The sequence below is a fragment of the Sphingobium mellinum genome, from assembly GCF_037860795.1.
In the GTDB taxonomy this organism is placed as follows: Bacteria; Pseudomonadota; Alphaproteobacteria; order Sphingomonadales; family Sphingomonadaceae; genus Sphingobium; species Sphingobium mellinum.
Map to the genome: position 1 here is coordinate 84993 of NZ_JBANRK010000011.1, position 16865 is coordinate 101857.

Here is a 16865-nt window from a genome sequence, read left to right on the forward strand (position 1 = left end):
CGTCGTAAGGATTGGGCTCACCGATCGACCTTCATCTTATGCGTCTTTTCGTCGTAGTTCATGCCCCTGAGTTCACGGGGCATGTAGCGTTCGTCATGTTTCGCCAGCAGGTTGGTGGCGATGAAGGTCCCGCCCGCATCGAACGCGCCTTCGGCAACAACGCCTGATCCCTCACGGAACAGGTCCGGGGCAATCCCCTTGAACAGCGCGGGCACCGTTGCCTTGCCATCCGTTACATCAAAGCGAATCGTGACGCCGTCAGCCGCACGTTTGAGACTGCCTTTCACCACCATGCCGCCCAGCCTTATGGCCTTGCCCGGATCGACGCCCTTTTCCTTCACGTCCGCAGGCGCATAGAAATAGGCCGCCTCGTCGCGCAGGGCCGATGCGGCCAGAAGACCAGCGCCTACCAGAGCGACCAGCGCCACAAGCGCAAGTACCAGGCGTTGGTGCTTTGCTTTCATGACCGCTCCGACAATCGTTGCGCGTCCGCTTCCGCGCTGCGCATGGCGCGCCAGCATTGGACAGACAGCAGGAAGGTGCCCGCGAAGGTCAACGCATAGGCGCCTATGACGAAAGGCCATTGCTGCATCGCTCTATCCCCGTGCGAGGCGCTGCATCCGCGCCTCCACCTTTGTTCTCGCGAGGATGGTGCGCATCCGCATCAATACGAGGGCGGCAAACAACAGGGTGAAACCGGTCAGCGTGAAGCCCAGCGGCCACAGGAGCGCCATGTCAATGCTGGACCCGCGCATGGTGATGCTGGGACCCTGGTGCAGACTGTTCCACCACACCACCGACCGGTTAATGATCGGTATGTTCACCGCGCCGACGAGGGCGAAGATCGCCGTGACTGAACTTACCCCGCCCTGCTCTTGACGCGCGCTTGCATTGGCTAGCGCGATATAGCCAAGATAGAGGAACAGCAGGACCAGCATCGAGGTCATCCGCCCGTCCCATTCCCACCAGGTCCCCCAGGTGGGTCGACCCCAGATCGATCCGGTAGCCAGGCAAATGGCCGTGAAAAGCGCGCCGGGCGTCGCGATGGCCCGCCCCGCCACGGCCGCCAGGGGATGCCGCCAGGCCAGCTGCATGATCGCCGCCACGGCAAGGCCCGTCCATCCGCCCATGCCCAGCCACGCGGCTGGGACATGGATATAGAGTATGCGAACCGTCTCGCCCTGCATATAATCGGCGGGCGTAACGAACAGGCCGCAGCCCGCTCCCACGAGTAGCAATGCAAGGCCAGACCAGAACAGCCAGCCCGTCATCGGACGCGCGATCTTCAGGAAGCGGGCAGGGTTGGCGAAACGATGCATTTGGGAAGGCTCCTTAGCCGCGTGATCCCGCCAAAGCCAGTGGCCCTTTTCGTCGCCTGGCGCCCACGTCCCGCCCCCCTTGCCGGGCCGCACACTGCGCTTTTTTGTGACAGACAGGCGACAAATGGCAATCCACGCACTATATGCGCGCGCAACACGTCCTTCGCGGCGGAACAGGATCGGCAATGGACCCGGGCGCACCCATGTTTACGACCAACCCTTTCGACGACGACAAGCTGCGTGAGGAATGCGGCATTTTCGGCGTGTTCAACACCGAGACCGCTTCCGCCATGGTGGCGCTCGGGCTCCATGCGCTCCAGCATCGCGGGCAGGAAGCAGCCGGCATCACAAGTTGGGACGGGCATGATTTCCATACCCATCGCGCAATGGGTCATGTCGCCGGCAATTTCGACCGGGACGATGTGATTCGCGCCCTTCCCGGCAGCGCGGCCTGCGGCCATGTCCGGTATTCGACGACGGGCGAAACCTCTCTGCGGAACGTTCAGCCGCTTTACGCAGAACTGAGTTCTGGCGGATTCGCGGTCGCGCATAACGGCAATATCTCCAACGCGATGAAGCTGCGCCGCGAACTGATTCGTCGCGGATCCATCTTCCAGTCGACGTCCGACACGGAAGTCATCATCCACCTGGTCGCGACCTCCACCTACCGGACGCTGCTGGACAAGTTCATCGATGCGCTCAAACAGGTTGAAGGCGCCTATTCGCTTATCATCATGACGCCAGAAGGCATGATCGCCTGCCGCGATCCATTGGGGATCCGCCCGCTTGTCATGGGCCAACTGGGCGATTCGATCATCTTCGCCTCCGAAACCGTGGCCTTCGACGTGGTGGGCGCCGAACATGTCCGCTCCATTGACCCTGGCGAACTGGTGATCGTCACGCATGACGGCGAGGTTCGCAGCCATCGCCCGTTCGGTGATGTTCATCCGCGCCCTTGCATCTTCGAACATGTCTATTTCAGCCGCCCCGATTCGGTCGTAGATGGCGCGAGCGTCTATTCGGTCCGCAAGGCGATCGGCGCGCAACTCGCCATCGAAAACCCGGTCCAGGCGGACTTCGTCATCCCCGTGCCGGACAGCGGCGTGCCGGCGGCGATCGGCTATGCCCAGCAGTCCGGCATCCCGTTCGAACTCGGGATCATCCGGTCGCATTATATCGGCCGCACCTTCATCCAGCCCGGCGACAAGGTCCGCCACCTGGGCGTGAAGCTCAAGCATAACGCCAATCGCGCGCTGATCGACGGCAAGCGGATCGTACTGATCGACGATTCGATCGTGCGGGGCACCACCAGTCTCAAGATCGTGCAGATGATGCGCGAAGCCGGGGCCAAGGAAGTGCATATGCGCATCGCCAGCCCGCCGACCCGCCATAGCTGTTTCTATGGTGTCGACACGCCAGAGCGAACGAAACTGCTTGCGCACCGCCTCGACATTGGCGGCATGAAGGATTTCATCCACGCCGACAGCCTGTCCTTCATTTCCATCGATGGCCTTTACAAGGCGCTGGGCGAAGCAAAGCGGGCGGATATCCGCCCGCAATATTGCGACGCCTGCTTTACCGGCGATTATCCCACCACCCTTACCGATCAGGATGAAGCAGTGGTTCAGAACCAGTTCGAACTGCTCGCCGAACGGGTGGTCTGACCAGCCTGCCAATCGACGGGGCGGCTGACAGGGCTGCCCCCCTTCCTTTCACCAGAATAAGACCCCTCGCCAACCGAGGGGCGAACGGGATCATCCATGTCCACCCTTCCGCTTTCGGGCAAGCTCGCTCTCGTGACCGGCGCCAGTCGCGGCATCGGTGCCGCCACCGCCGAGGCCCTGGGCGCCGCTGGCGCGCATGTGATCATTACCGCGCGCACGGCGGGCGGCCTTGAGGAGGTGGAGGAGCGCATCCACGCCGCTGGCGGCAGCGCAACCATCGCACCGCTGGACCTGATCGATGGCGAAAGCATCGGCCGCCTTGCCCACGCGATCTCCGGACGCTGGCAGGCGCTCGACATATTGGTGCTGAACGCCGCGACGCTGGGCAGCCTGGCGGCCGTTCCCGCGATCGATGTCAAGGAGTTCGCCCGGCAGCTGACACTCAACATCGCCGCGCCCCAGGCGCTGATCGCGGCGTTCGACCCGATGCTCCGCGCAAGCGCCGATGCTCGGGTCATCGCGCTGACCTCCTCCGTGGCCGCCGCTCCCCGCGCTTATTGGGGAGCCTATGGTGCATCCAAGGCAGCGCTGGAAACGCTGGTCAGTGCCTATGGCGAGGAAGTGAAGGCCATCTCTGCCATCCGCACTCATATCGTTGATCCCGGCGCCACTCGAACGGCGATGCGCGCCCGGGCCTATCCGGGTGAGGATCCGACCAAGCTGAAGGCGCCGGAGGTCGTAGCGGGGGCGATCGTGGACCTCATCCGCGCCGATCGCCCCGCCGGCTATCGCTGCCGGGTCGAATGACGTGATTCAGGCGGGCTTCACCAACGTCACCTGCGCGACATTGATCGTTCCGCCGCGAAAACCGCCCTCGCAATACATGAGATAATAGCGCCACAGGGCGACGAAATGGTGGTCGAAGCTCGACGGCAGCAAGCCTTGATCGACGATCCGATCGAACCGCTCGCGCCATCGCCGCAGGGTTTCCGCATAGTGCAGCCCGAAATAGCGCACGTCGCGCCATTCAAGGCCGCGCTCCTGCGCCAGAGCGCGAAAGCGGCTTTCGGACATCAGCATGCCGCCCGGGAAAATATAGGCCTGGATGAAATCCGCGCTACGCGCATATCGATCGAAGATCGCGTCATCTATGAGGATATACTGGATCGCCGCTCGCCCGCCAGGCTTCAGCAGCCGCTCGATCGCGTCCAGATAGGCAGGCCAATATCGCTGGCCCACCGCTTCGACCATCTCCACGCTGGCGATCGCGTCATATTGGCCCTGCGCGTCCCGATAATCGACCAGCAAGATGTTCGCGCCCGACCCCAACCGATCGCGGGCATATTCTGCCTGCTCGATCGACAATGTCAGTCCATCATAGCCGATCGCGGCGCGCGCCATGGCCTGCTCCGCGAGGCCACCCCAGCCGCAACCGATTTCCAGCAAGGCCGAACCCTCGATCAGTTCGAGCCGGTCCAATATTGCATCAACCTTGCGCTCCTGTGCGCGTTCCAGGCTTTCGATCGGATCGTCAGGGTCACGGAACAGCGCGCTGGAATAGTGCATGCCCCTGTCGAGCCACAGCGCGTAAAAGTCATTCCCGAGGTCATAATGATAGGCGATGTTGCGTCGCGCGCCGCTGCGGCTGTTCCGATGGACCCAATGGAACGCACTACCCAGCCACCTACCCGGTCCGTTGGGCCGCGCCACGTTGCCCAGCGACACCGCATTGGCCATGAACAGGGCGAACAGGGGGACGGGATCAGGGCTGCTCCATTCCCCTGCCGCCCAGGCGCGATACCAGCCCGCAGAACCGCCCACGATGAGCCGGATCAATGCCCGCCATTGACGCAGGTGCACCTGACAGGCCGGCCCCGGCGCCCGCCCACCCAGGATGCGAAGCGACCCGTCCGGCAGCCGGGCCTCCAGACTCCCTTGCTCCAATCCTGAGTCGATGCGGTCCAGCAGGCGGTGAAAGAGCGGGCTGACGAGCCGCGACATCGCGCCCGCCGGCTGCGAAGCTGCCGGACGGCGGACCAACGCGGCACGTCTGCCACGGCGAGGATCGATAGCATTCATCGGGTCATCTCTGCCGTTTGGGCGCGCAAATCGCAATCACCCCTTGATCGATCGATAGGCTGCCAGGGCCCTGTCCCGCGCTTCCCGGTGGCCGATGCATTTGCGCGGATAGCCCGCCGGCAAGGCGTCGTACGCTTCAGGGTCGTGAATGACACGATCGTCCAGGTCCACAAGTTCCGGCACCCACCGCCTGATATAGGCGGCCGCATCGAATTTTGGAGACTGGGTCAGCGGCGCCATGATGCGCGAAAAAAGGTTGGCATCGACCCCGCTCCCCGCGACCCACTGCCAGTTGATGCTGTTGTTTGCATAGTCGGCGTCGACCAAAGTGTCCCAGAACCAGCGTTCGCCATGACGCCAGTCAATCAGAAGATGCTTGATGAGGAAGCTCGCTGCGATCATCCGGACCCGGTTATGCATCCATCCCGTCGCCCATAGCTGGCGCATCCCCGCGTCAACTATGGGATAGCCCGTGCGTCCTCGCTTCCACGCCTTCAGATCGCCCCTTGCTTCCCGCAGGTCGCGCCAGGGCATGCGGTCGAAGTCCGCGCGAGCGTTTTTCGCGCCATAATCGGGCATCGACCAGATCTGGCTATACGCATAATCGCGCCAGATCAGTTCCTTGAGGAAGGTCGTCGCATCTCCCGCCGCGCTGGCGACGCGATGCCAGACATAGGCGGGGGAAACTTCCCCGAAGTGCAGGTGAGGCGACAGGCGCGACGTGCCCTCCCGGGACGGAAAGTTCCGGGCGACATCATAGGTTGCAAGTTCTTCCATGAATGCGGCCACATTGGCGCGCGCCCCCTCCTCGCCGGCCGTCCAGTCCGCTCCGAATCCTGCCGCCCAGTCCGGTCGCGTCGGCAGAAGGGCCCAGTCTGCGAGGGACTCGCTGGCCGGCCAATTGTCCGGCGACGGGATTTCGCCGGGACCCCGCCTGGGCGCAGGCGGTGGCATATGCTCCATCACCGCGCGGGAAAACGGGGTATAGATCCGATACAGATTGCCGCTTCCGGCGCGAACGCCGCCCGGCGGCAGTAGCAAGCTGCCGTCGTGCAATTGCAGGTCCAACTGCTCGGTCAGCGATGCCTCGACCTTGCGCCACCATGGCTCGTAATGGGCCAGAGCATGTACCCGAAGGGTGCCGACTTCACTCGCAAGGCGCGTCAGTTCCTCAACGCAGGCGCCACGCCGCAAAATAAGCCGGGATCCCTTCTCGCGCAGCGCCTCGTCGAGTTTCTGGAGGCTGTGATGCAACCACCAGCGTTGCGCGCCGCCGATCTTCCACCGTCCAGGCGTGACGTCATCCAGTATATAAACGGGAATGACCGGCCCTTCACGCACCGCCGCGGCGAGAGCGGCCTGGTCGGAAAGGCGAAGGTCCTGACGAAACAGGAGGATAACGGGATCAGCCATAGGAGATGAGCATTGCCACGGTCGCCGCGCCGTTCCAATCCTACCGGTTCACCGCGAAAACCGGTCCTTACAGGGCGCGGACCGATTTTCGTCAATGGACGTACATCTTTAACCTGATTATTCTTGCACCGCACAATTTACGGCGGGCCAGGCGGTCGCCGGGGACATAAAGGGTCAGGAGCATCATGGCGTCAATGCCGAACGAATCGGAACTGGGGTACCGGCCCTGCGTAGGGGTCATGCTCGTCAATATGGATGGCAAGGTCTTCGTCGGACAACGCATCGACAGCAAGGTTGAAGCCTGGCAGATGCCGCAGGGCGGCGTCGACGATGGCGAGGATGTGAAGGCGGCGGCCTTTCGCGAACTGGGCGAGGAAACCGGCATCCTCCCCATTCATGTAGAGATCATCGCCAAGGCGCGGGATGAACATTTCTACGACCTGCCCACGGAATTGATCGGACAGCTGTGGGGCGGGAAATTCCGGGGCCAGCGGCAGGTCTGGTTCCTCGCCCGCTTCCTGGGCACGGACGAAGACATCGACATAAATACCGCCCATCCCGAATTTCGCGAATGGAAATGGGTGACACCGGACAGCCTGCCGGACCTGATCGTCCCCTTCAAGCGAAAGCTGTACCGGGATATCCTGAATGAATTCAAGGATTTGATCTGAATTTCGGTTGACCCCGCCGTTCATCCGGCCAAGACATCATGATGCGTCATCTGCTTGCCCTATTGCTGCTCATGCCCGCGCCGGCCTGGGCAGCCGGTCCCGTGCTGCTCTCGCCACCGGTCCGTGAAATGCTGGAGGCCGCCATCGCTAATGGCAATGAGGCGGAGATCGCGACCGTGGCTAAGATCGCGACGCAAACAAACCCTGCCTCGGCCGATGAAATCCAGCGCATGGTCAACAACTGGAAGGAGCGGACGAAGGCGACCCACGAAACCATCCTGCGGGAAGCTCGCTTTTCAGAACTCTGGGCCGGCCGGGTCGAAGCGGGAGGCTTCATGTCCACGGGCTCGACATCCGAAATCGGCATCAGCGCCAATCTCTCGCTCAAGCGCACCGGTCTTCAATGGTCGCACAAGCTGGCGGCCAGCGCCGATTATCGACGCGCCAACGGGGTTACGTCACGCGAGCGCTACACGGCAAGCTACGAGCCCCGCTATCAATTCGATCCGCGCGGCTTTGCCTACGGCCTCGCCCAGTTCGAGCGCGATACCTCCATCGGCTATGAGGAGCGCTACACGGCCTCGACCGGGGTCGGCTATAAATTGATCGTCAGCAATCCACTCGATCTGTCCGTCGATATCGGACCGTCTGTCCGCCACGCCGTTTATGCAACCGGGGAGCGGGAAACGAAAGCCGGCGCCCGCGCTTCAATGGATTTGGTGTGGCGACTGGCGCCGGCCCTGACCTTCAAACAGTCGGCCTCCGGCTATGCCGAGCGCGACGTTTACACGCTGAACTCCCTGACTTCGCTTGAAACCAAGGTCGGCGCGCGCTGGGCTGCCGCTTTCTCCTACAATATCCAGTATGAATCAGAGACACTTCTGTCCGCTCGTGACTTCGACACACTGAGCCGCCTGACACTCACATACGATTTCTGACCTGGGGTGGAGGCCGGGCGCACTGTCTGTTAGGCTGCTCAGGATGAACGGTCTCTCGTCGTCCGACCGCGAAGTGCTCGAAAGTGCCGCCGCCGCCCCAATGGTCGCACAGGTGCAAGCTTGGGCCGCCGTGAACAGCGGCTCCGGCAACCTTGCGGGCCTCGCAGTCCAGGCAAGCCTCTTGCGCGATGCGTTCGCCGCCCTGCCCGGTACTGTTCGCCTGATCGATCCTGACCCTGTAGAAGCGATCGCCGCCGACGGCCGGACCGAAGCCATCGCTCATGGCCAACATCTTCTCGTATCGGTGCGCCCCGATGCCCCGGTCCGGCTGCTCCTCACCGGCCATATGGACACGGTCTTCGCGGCGGATCACCCGTTCCAGACCCTGCGGCGGACCGACTCAGGCACGCTCAACGGCCCGGGGGTTGCCGATATGAAAGGGGGCCTCGCCGTCATGCTCGCGGCCCTCCAGGCCATCGAAGGATGCGCGGACGGGCGCCGAATCGGCTATGATGTGGTGATAAACAGCGACGAGGAAGTGGGCAGCCCGTCCTCTGCCAGCCTTTTGCGTCAGGCCGCTATCGGAAAGCTGGCTGCCCTTACCTACGAGCCAGCGCTTCCTGACGGGACGCTGGCCGGCGCGCGCGCGGGCAGCGGCAATTTCTCGCTGATTGTCAAGGGAAGAACCGCCCATGCTGGGCGCAATCCCGAAGATGGGCGCAATGCCCTCGTCGCGGCGGCCGAACTCGCCGTGCGCCTGAAGGCAGCCAGCGGCGACGGCTTCAGCTGCAATCCGGCACGGATCGACGGAGGCAGCCCCAACAATGTGGTCCCGGATCATGCGATCCTGCGGGTCAATTTCCGTCCCCGGCAGCCAGAGGATCAGCGCACGGTGGAACGCCTGATCGATGAAATCACCGCGACCGTGGCGCAGGATCATGACGTCGCGGTCCGTGTCCACGGCCATTTCGGTCGCCCACCCAAACCGATGGACGAAAAGGCCAGGCGCCTTTTCTCCTTCGTCCGGCGATGCGGACAGGATCTTGGCCTGGCCATCGACTGGCGCGATACGGGCGGGGTATGCGACGGCAACAATATCGCGGCATGCGGCGTGCCCGTCGTCGATACGATGGGCGTTCGCGGCGGCGCCATTCACAGCGATGCGGAATTTCTGATCGTGGAAAGCCTCGCCGAACGGGCTGAACTTTCCGCGCTCACGCTGCTTCGCATCGCGCAGGAGCGGTTTCCGCAGGAGAGGCTGGCGTGACATTCTTCATTCGCACCGCACGCGTGGACGATCTTCAGCCCCTCTATGAAATGGCCAAACTGACCGGCGGCGGATTCACCAATTTGCCCGCCGATAGAGGCGCGCTCGCGGCCAAGCTGGACCGGGCCGGACGCGCGCTGGCCCGGGAGCAGGGCGGCATTGAGGACGAGTTGATCGTCATGGTGCTGGAAAACAGCGCCACCGGCCAGATTCGCGGCACCTGCCAGATCTTCAGCCAGGTCGGGCAGACTTGGCCCTTCTATTCCTATCGCCTGGGCGTCCTGACCCAGCATAGCCGCGAGTTGGGGCGGACCTTTCGAGCAGAGATGCTGTCGCTCGTCACGGACCTGGAAGGATCGGTTGAGGTCGGCGGCCTGTTCCTGCACCCGCGCGAGCGTGCGGAGGGGCTCGGCCTGCTGCTCGCCCGAAGCCGCTATGTCTATATCCGCAACCATCGCGATCGCTTCGGCGACCGCGTCATCGCCGAACTGCGCGGCATCATCGATGAAGCGGGTGGATCGCCCTTCTGGGACGGGCTTGCCGGCCGGTTTTTCGGCATGAACTTTCAGGAGGCGGACGAATTCAATGCGATCAACGGCAACCAGTTCATCGCCGACCTGATGCCCAAGACGCCCATCTACACCGCGATGCTGAATGACAGCGCGCGCGGCGTGATCGGCCTTCCTCATCCCAACGGACGAGCGGCCATGCGCATGCTGGAAACAGAAGGCTTCACCAATCCGGGTTATGTCGACATATTCGACGGCGGCCCCACCATGGTCGGCCAGATAAATTCGCTGCAAACCGTCGCCCATGCGCAGGATGTTGCCCTGTCGGCCATTCATGCGGCCGGCGGGCGCAAGGTCCTTGTCGCAACCGGCAGCCTCGCCGACTTCCGCTGCGCCTATGGCTTCGTGATCGAGGATGAGGCGGGGTCCATCTCGCTCGACAAGGAAAGCGCAACGCTGCTCGGGGTGGCGCAGGGTGACTCCTTCACCTTGGTAGGGCGCGCATGACTGTGCGGGAAATCAATTTCGACGGGCTGATCGGACCCAGCCACAATTATGCAGGCCTCAGCCTTGGCAATCTGGCGTCCGCCAGAAACGTCGGCGCCCCGTCCTATCCACGCGCGGCAGCGTTGCAGGGCATAGCGAAGATGCGAACCAACATCGGCCTCGGGCTTACCCAGGGTATATTCCTGCCGCACTGGCGGCCCGATGGCCGCTGGCTGGCGTCGCTCGGCACCAATGTCGCCGAAGCGGAGCCTTTGATCCGCGCCGCCTCCATGTCTGCCTCCGCGATGTGGGCAGCCAATGCTGCCACCGTCTCGCCCGGGGCCGACACTGCGGACGGTCGGACGCACCTGACAGCTGCCAACCTTGTGACCATGCCCCATCGCAGCCATGAATGGCCGCAAACGCTGGCGCAATTGCGCATCGCCTTTTCGGACCGCGACGCCTTTGTCGTACATCCTCCCGTCCCCGCTCCCTTTGGCGACGAAGGCGCCGCCAATCACATGCGCCTCGCGGCCGCGCATGACGAACCCGGAGTCGAGATATTCGTCTATGGCGAAACAGGCGGCCCCTTCCCTGCCCGCCAGCATGAGGAAGCCAGCAAGGCCGTCGCGCGGCTCCACGGCCTTGATCCCGCGCGAACCCTGTTCGTCAGGCAGTCGGACGAGGCGATCGCCGCCGGTGCGTTCCACAATGACGTGGTAGCCGTCGCCAACGAACATGTCCTCTTCGCGCACGAACTGGCCTTCGCCGACAAGGATCGCTTCTTCACCGACCTTCGCTCGGCGCTCCCATTTGTAGAGATCATCGAAGTCCCGGCCAGCGAAGTCAGCCTTGACGATGCCATCCGCAGCTATCTGTTCAACGCCCAGTTGGTGAGCCTTCCCGATGGCGGGATGGCCCTCATCCTGCCGACTGAGGCACGGGACATCGTCGCGGTGTGGCGCTGGCTGGAGGCACTGGTAGCCGGCAACGGCCCCATCCGCCGCCTGATCCCGGTGGATGTGCGCCAGTCCATGGCCAATGGCGGCGGGCCTGCCTGCCTGCGTCTGCGCGTCGTCGCTGACCCGGCCAATATCGACCCGCGTTTTCTGGTCAGCGCGCCCAAGCTCGAAGGGATCGCCGACATCGTCGCTCACTTCTGGCCCGAGGAGATCGCACCCGACGACCTTGCCGACACGCGCCTAATCGCTCGGATCGAACAATCATGGTTAACGCTTGTTGACCATTTGCAACTTTCGGGCGACTTAATCCCCTAGAGCTTTTGCCGCTCGAGTGGGACGATGGAAAAGATCAAACGCCTCTTCACGATCAAAACGAAGTTCGAGGCGTTCCTTGTCATCTACGCCCTGGCGCTCGGCGCGACCGAACGTGGCGTCGTCTACATGCAGCAATATCCCGGCACCGGCGGGCATCTGCTGGCGCTCGCCTGCACCGGAACCGTGTTCATGGCGGGCGGCAAGATCCTGGACGCCGTTGACATGCAGCGTCGCTTTTCGCTCTAGCCGGACCCGAACAGCCAACCGTCGCATTGACCCGGCGTCAACTCCGATGCAGGAGCGCCGCCATGGCTGCCATCATGCTTCAGGGAACGGGATCGGATGTCGGAAAGTCCGTGCTGGTGGCCGGTCTGTGCCGCGCGCTGGTCCGGCGGGGCTACAGCGTCCGCCCGTTCAAGCCCCAGAACATGTCCAACAACGCCGCCGTGACCATCGATGGTGGGGAAATCGGCCGGGCGCAGGCGCTCCAGGCGATTGCCGCAGGGGTCGAACCGCATAGCGACATGAATCCCGTCTTGCTGAAGCCTCAGGCGGACCGCACCTCGCAACTCGTCGTGCATGGCAAGGTGCGTGGATCGCTGGGCGCGAGCAACTTCCGCACCGCGCGGGGGCAGTTGCTCGATGCCGTCACGGAAAGCTATCGGCGGCTGAGCGATCAATGTGACATCGTCGTGGTAGAAGGCGCGGGGTCGCCCGCGGAAATCAACCTGCGGGCCGGCGACATCGCCAATATGGGCTTTGCCCGCTCGGCCAACGTGCCGGTCATATTGGTCGGCGATATCGACCGGGGCGGCGTGATCGCCGCCATCGTCGGCACCAGGGCGGTGATCGATCCCGATGACGCGGCGATGATTCGCGGGTTCCTTATCAACAAGTTTCGCGGCGACCCCGCCTTGTTCGAGGATGGCTATCGCCAGATCGAACATCTGTCGGGCTGGCGTGGCATGGGCGTCATTCCCTGGCTGGGCGCCACCGCGCACCTCCCGAGCGAGGACGCCGTCGTGCTGGAGCGCAGGCGCGAAAGTTCTGGCGATCGCGTGATGATCGCCTGTCCCATATTGCCCCGCATCGCGAATTTCGATGATCTCGATCCGCTGAAGGTGGAGCCCGGCGTCGACCTCGTCATGGTCCCGCCCGGCCAGCCCATCCCGGCCCAGGCCGCCCTGATCGTGCTCCCCGGATCAAAGGCCACCATCGCTGACCTCCGCACGCTCCGCGCCGAAGGCTGGGACGTCGACATCCTGTCGCATCACCGGCGCGGGAAGCCGGTGTTGGGCATTTGTGGCGGCTATCAGATGCTCGGCCGCCGCATCGCTGATCCTCATGGTATCGAGGGGGAGCCCGAGGTGATCGAAGGGCTGGGCCTGCTCGATATGGAAACCCGCCTGACCGCATCCAAAAGGCTGGAGCGGGTCAGCGGCGTGGCGCGCGGCCATGGCTTCACCGGCTATGAAATGCATCTGGGCGAAAGCGCGGGAGCGGATTGCGCGCGTCACTTCGCCATTCTGGAAGATGGTCGCCCCGACGGTGCGACAAGCGCCAACGGCCTGATTTTCGGTACGTATATTCACGGACTGTTCGCCAGCCATGGCCTGAGAAACGCTCTGCTGACCCAGATCGGCAGTGGGTCGGCAGGCCATGATCATGGCGCCCTTGTCGAGCGTGCACTGGACGAAATAGCCGATAAGCTGGAAGAACATGCCGACATTGACGCCATGATTGCCATCGCGTCCGGCGCATCCGATTAGGCCATGACCCGCTCCAAGCCGAGCCATAGGGGTCAGTGACTATATCTTTGGTTATATTTACCGGCTTTGTCGAACTCCTATCATCGCGGATCAAGCCACGCTTTTCGCTGGAAGATCGCATATGGCGTTCTACCCTGCTCACCCATCCAAGATCATGGCCCAGGCTCTTTCATCCTGCCGGCGCCATTTTGTCTCGTCTCTCGTTTTCAGCGCGTTACTCAACCTTCTTTATATCGCGCCGGTCCTTTACATGCTGCAGGTCTACGACCGCGTGGTGTCGGAAAGGGGAACCTCGACACTCCTTTTCCTGACGATCATTCTTCTGTTCGCCCTTATAACGTTCGCGCTTCTGGAGTTCGTGCGCTCCCGCCTGCTGGTTCGTGCGAGTATTCGGCTGGACAAGCAGCTCGCCGGCATATTGCTCGACACTACGCTGGCGCGGCGCGGTTCGACCAGCGACACGATGAACAAACAGGTGCTGCGTGAATTCGATACGCTGCGCCAGGCGCTGACCGGTCCCACTATCCTGTCAATCTTCGACATGCCCTGGACGCCGGTCTATGTCGTCATCTGCTTCATCATCCATCCCGCCATTGCCGCACTCGCCATCGTCGGCGGCGCCATCCTTTTGGTCATCACGCTGCGCAACGAGAAGCAAACCAGCGCGCCGCTGAAACGTGCCAATGAAGCTGCGTCCAAAACCTATGTCAGCCTCGAGCAGACTCTTGCCGGCGCTGAGATCATCCGTGCGCTCGGCATGAGGGAAGCCTTGGTGCGTCGCCATCTGGTCGAACGGCGCACGATGCTGGCTCTCCAGACGCAGGCCAGCTTTGCCGGCGGCCGCTATGTCGCGCTCAGCAAGTTCGTGCGGCTCTCGCTCCAGTCACTGGCGCTGGGACTTGGCGCCTGGCTGGCGGTGAACAACAGCATTTCCGCCGGCGCGATTTTCGCTTCCTCCTTTCTCGTCGGGCGCGCACTCGCACCGATCGACCAGTTGCTGGGCGCCTGGCGCAGCTTCGTTCAGGCGCGGGGGAGCTATGCGACGCTCAACGATCTGCTTGAGGCACGGGAGGCCGACACCGTACTGACCCGCCTGCCCAAGCCCGTAGGACGGCTTGCGGCCGAACATGTCACCGTTCTCGCCCCCAGCCAGGACGCCGCCATCCTGTCCGACATCAGCTTCACCGTGGAGCCGGGCGAGGTCATCGCGATTGTTGGCCCCAGCGGAGCGGGCAAGTCCACGTTGCTGCGCCTGCTGTCGGGTGCGAGCAGGCCGCATCGCGGCGCGATCCGGTTCGACGGTGCAGACATTCGCGACTGGGATCCCGAACGCCTCGCGCCCTTTGTCGGCTACTTGCCACAGGATACGTCGCTTTTCGCCGGGTCGATCCGGGACAATATCGCTCGCTTCCAGAGTTCGCTCGGTCGCGAGGAGGGCGCAGTCGATGCCGCTGTTGTCGAAGCCGCGCGGCTGAGCGGCGTGCATGAGATGATCCAGCATCTGCCGGGCGGCTATAATCTGGTGCTGGGCTGGGGTGGCCGGGGCCTGTCTGCCGGGCAGGCGCAGCGCATCGGGCTGGCACGAGCGCTCTTTGGCGACCCTCGGCTCATCTTCCTCGACGAACCCAATGCTCATCTGGATGCGGAGGGCGAGGTGCGGCTCGTTGCGACCCTTGCCGACCTCAAGAAGAAAAATGCCTCCGTGATTGTCGTCGCTCACCGCATGGGGATATTGGGCGTCGTCGACAAGATCATGGTGATGCGGGAGGGCCGGATCGAAACTTTCGGTCCGCGCGACGAGGTGTTGGGGCGTCTGAAGGCGATCCAGCCGGCTAATCCGCAACCGCAGCGGGCAGCGGAGGCATGACCCGCAGCAGGGGAGAGAATGCATGACCAGTGCCAGCGGCGTGATACGGTCGTTCGACCCCGACATGGAAGGGCAGGCGAACGTCATTGATGATCGTCCCAATCCCGACCTGCGCATCGGGATCATCGTGGCCGGGCTTTTCTTCGTCATCTTCCTTGGCTGGGCTGCCTTCGCACGCCTTGACGCCGCATCCTACGCTCCCGGCAAGCTCACCGTCGCCGGCCAGCGCCAGACAGTCCAGCATCGGGATGGCGGCGTGGTCGGCGCGATCTTCGTCAAGGAAGGGCAGCATGTCATCCTGGGGCAGCCGCTCATGGAACTGGCGTCTGCCGAAGTTCGCGCGCAAGCGCGCATGTACGGCGCCCAACTGATCGAACTCAAGGCTCAGCGCGCCCGCCTGATTGCCGAGCAGCTGGGCAGCCCCGCTATTCGCTGGCCCGACGAATTTGCCGCCTTCAAGGGACAGGACAAGGCAGACGCGGAGGAAGCCGTCCAGCTCCAGACCACACAGTTCAAAGCCCGCTCCGCCGTTCTGGCGGCGCAAACCGGCGCCCTGCATGAGCAGGCGGCCCAGGTACAGGAAACCAGACGCGGCTATCACGCGCAGCTGGATGCTTCGGCCGAACAGGCGCGACTGATCACGGAGGAACTGGACAGCCTGCGCGGTGTCGCGGAAAAGGGCTATGTGTCGAAATCGCGCATGCGCGCGCTGGAACGAGCGCGAGCAGATCTGCTGGGCCAGACGGGCCAATATTCGGCAAACATTGCCCGGTCGGCGGCGGAGGCTGGCGAAAATCGATTGAAGGCGCTCGAAGCCACCAAGGCCTATAAGGAACGCGCTGCATCCGAACTGCGCGACGTTGAATTCTCCCTCAACGAGATACTGCCCAAATATCGTGCGGCAAAGGATCAATTGGCACGGCTGCAGATCCGCGCACCGGCGACGGGAACCGTGGTGGGGCTGAATGTCTTCACCGTCGGCGGCGTGATCGCGGCGGGGCAGAAGCTGATGGACATCGTGCCGGACAAGGCGGGGCTGGTCATAGAGGCGCGGATATCGCCCGATGACGTGGACGATGTGCGGAACGGCCAGCGAGCGCAGATCCGCTTTGTCAGCCTGCATGAACGGGACCTGCCGATCCTGACGGGACATATGACGCGACTGTCCGCCGACAGCTTCCAGGACGAGAAGACCGGCGTGCCCTATTACACCGCGGAGATCACCGTTGAGCCGCGGGAGCTGGAGGAAATCCGGAAGGTCCGGGGCCGCGACTTCGCGCTTCGCGCCGGCATGCCAGTCCAGACGCTGATCCCGCTCCGCAAGAGGACCGCACTGCAATATGCCTTCGAGCCGCTGACCCAGTCGATGTGGCTGTCCTTCCGCGAGCATTGACGAGCGCGGCTTACTTCATTCGGCGAGTCGCGACCCTGCCCCAATCCTTCATGGATTCCCCATATGCGGTAATGATCCGCGCTGGTCATTGAACGGCGCCGAACGAATGGCCTTGGCGATGGAAGCAACGCCAAGGCTAATACCAACCACCAGTGATGCTGACTCACGAGGGGGATTCCCAAGGCGGTAAATTTCTGAATCTATGGCTTCTCG

General features: G+C 63.2%; 16 protein-coding genes. 11 read left to right on the forward strand and 5 right to left on the reverse strand.

The genetic code is table 11. The annotated features are described in order from the left end of the window. Positions 1-17 precede the first annotated feature (17 nt). The 3 genes from ccmE to ccmC are packed head-to-tail and all read right to left on the reverse strand — an operon-like array spanning position 18 to position 1319. On the reverse strand, positions 18-464 hold the full coding sequence (ccmE, locus tag AAC640_RS12585) for a cytochrome c maturation protein CcmE (RefSeq protein ID WP_340266774.1): 447 nt from the start codon (positions 462-464) through the stop codon (positions 18-20). Continuing rightward, positions 461-592, reverse strand: a complete 132-nt coding sequence (locus AAC640_RS12590; RefSeq protein WP_340266776.1) for a hypothetical protein — start codon at positions 590-592, stop codon at positions 461-463. Before AAC640_RS12590 ends, ccmE begins: the two co-directional genes overlap by 4 nt. A gap of 4 nt (positions 593-596) precedes the next feature. Then, positions 597-1319, reverse strand: a complete 723-nt coding sequence (ccmC, locus tag AAC640_RS12595) for a heme ABC transporter permease CcmC (RefSeq protein WP_340266778.1) — start codon at positions 1317-1319, stop codon at positions 597-599. A 203-nt stretch (positions 1320-1522) separates the two neighbouring features. Between ccmC and purF the strand changes: the two genes are divergently transcribed. Both purF and AAC640_RS12605 read left to right on the forward strand, forming a co-directional pair. Continuing rightward, complete coding sequence (purF, locus tag AAC640_RS12600) at positions 1523-2983, forward strand: amidophosphoribosyltransferase (protein ID WP_340266780.1); 1461 nt, start codon at positions 1523-1525, stop codon at positions 2981-2983. Between the two features lie 96 nt (positions 2984-3079). Beyond that, positions 3080-3790 (forward strand): SDR family NAD(P)-dependent oxidoreductase, encoded by a 711-nt coding sequence (locus tag AAC640_RS12605; RefSeq protein WP_340266782.1) that lies wholly within the window; start codon positions 3080-3082, stop codon positions 3788-3790. A 6-nt stretch (positions 3791-3796) separates the two neighbouring features. On the opposite strand, the gene AAC640_RS12610 is transcribed toward AAC640_RS12605, so the two are convergent. Together AAC640_RS12610 and AAC640_RS12615 are read right to left on the reverse strand one after the other, a co-directional pair. Continuing rightward, the gene (locus tag AAC640_RS12610; protein ID WP_340266784.1) at positions 3797-5062 is read right to left on the reverse strand and encodes a class I SAM-dependent methyltransferase; all 1266 of its coding nucleotides are present in this window, start codon (positions 5060-5062) and stop codon (positions 3797-3799) included. A 36-nt stretch (positions 5063-5098) separates the two neighbouring features. Continuing rightward, a complete protein-coding gene (locus tag AAC640_RS12615; RefSeq protein WP_340266786.1) occupies positions 5099-6475 on the reverse strand; it encodes a cryptochrome/photolyase family protein in 1377 nt (458 codons plus the stop codon). 185 nt (positions 6476-6660) lie between these two features. On the opposite strand from AAC640_RS12615, the gene AAC640_RS12620 reads away from it, so the two are divergent. The 9 genes from AAC640_RS12620 (at position 6661) to AAC640_RS12660 (ending at position 16652) form a co-directional block, all read left to right on the forward strand. Then, positions 6661-7146 (forward strand): RNA pyrophosphohydrolase, encoded by a 486-nt coding sequence (locus AAC640_RS12620; RefSeq protein ID WP_340266788.1) that lies wholly within the window; start codon positions 6661-6663, stop codon positions 7144-7146. 41 nt (positions 7147-7187) lie between these two features. After that, positions 7188-8084 (forward strand): DUF481 domain-containing protein, encoded by an 897-nt coding sequence (locus AAC640_RS12625; protein WP_340266790.1) that lies wholly within the window; start codon positions 7188-7190, stop codon positions 8082-8084. A 43-nt stretch (positions 8085-8127) separates the two neighbouring features. Next, entirely contained in the window at positions 8128-9351 is a 1224-nt protein-coding gene (locus tag AAC640_RS12630) for a hydrolase (protein ID WP_340266792.1), read from the forward strand. Beyond that, a complete protein-coding gene (locus AAC640_RS12635) occupies positions 9348-10367 on the forward strand; it encodes an arginine N-succinyltransferase (RefSeq protein WP_340266794.1) in 1020 nt (339 codons plus the stop codon). The genes AAC640_RS12630 and AAC640_RS12635 overlap by 4 nt, the downstream gene beginning before the upstream one ends. Further along, positions 10364-11623 carry an N-succinylarginine dihydrolase gene (locus AAC640_RS12640; RefSeq protein ID WP_340266796.1) on the forward strand — a complete coding sequence of 420 codons (1260 nt, stop codon included), beginning with the start codon at positions 10364-10366 and terminating at the stop codon, positions 11621-11623. Before AAC640_RS12635 ends, AAC640_RS12640 begins: the two co-directional genes overlap by 4 nt. A gap of 24 nt (positions 11624-11647) precedes the next feature. Continuing rightward, positions 11648-11869, forward strand: a complete 222-nt coding sequence (locus AAC640_RS12645) for a hypothetical protein (protein ID WP_340266798.1) — start codon at positions 11648-11650, stop codon at positions 11867-11869. 62 nt (positions 11870-11931) lie between these two features. Further along, the gene (locus tag AAC640_RS12650; protein WP_340266800.1) at positions 11932-13392 is read left to right on the forward strand and encodes a cobyric acid synthase; all 1461 of its coding nucleotides are present in this window, start codon (positions 11932-11934) and stop codon (positions 13390-13392) included. 121 nt (positions 13393-13513) lie between these two features. Beyond that, the gene (locus AAC640_RS12655; RefSeq protein WP_340266802.1) at positions 13514-15259 is read left to right on the forward strand and encodes a type I secretion system permease/ATPase; all 1746 of its coding nucleotides are present in this window, start codon (positions 13514-13516) and stop codon (positions 15257-15259) included. 22 nt (positions 15260-15281) lie between these two features. Beyond that, complete coding sequence (locus AAC640_RS12660; protein ID WP_340266804.1) at positions 15282-16652, forward strand: HlyD family type I secretion periplasmic adaptor subunit; 1371 nt, start codon at positions 15282-15284, stop codon at positions 16650-16652. Positions 16653-16865: the final 213 nt, after the last annotated feature.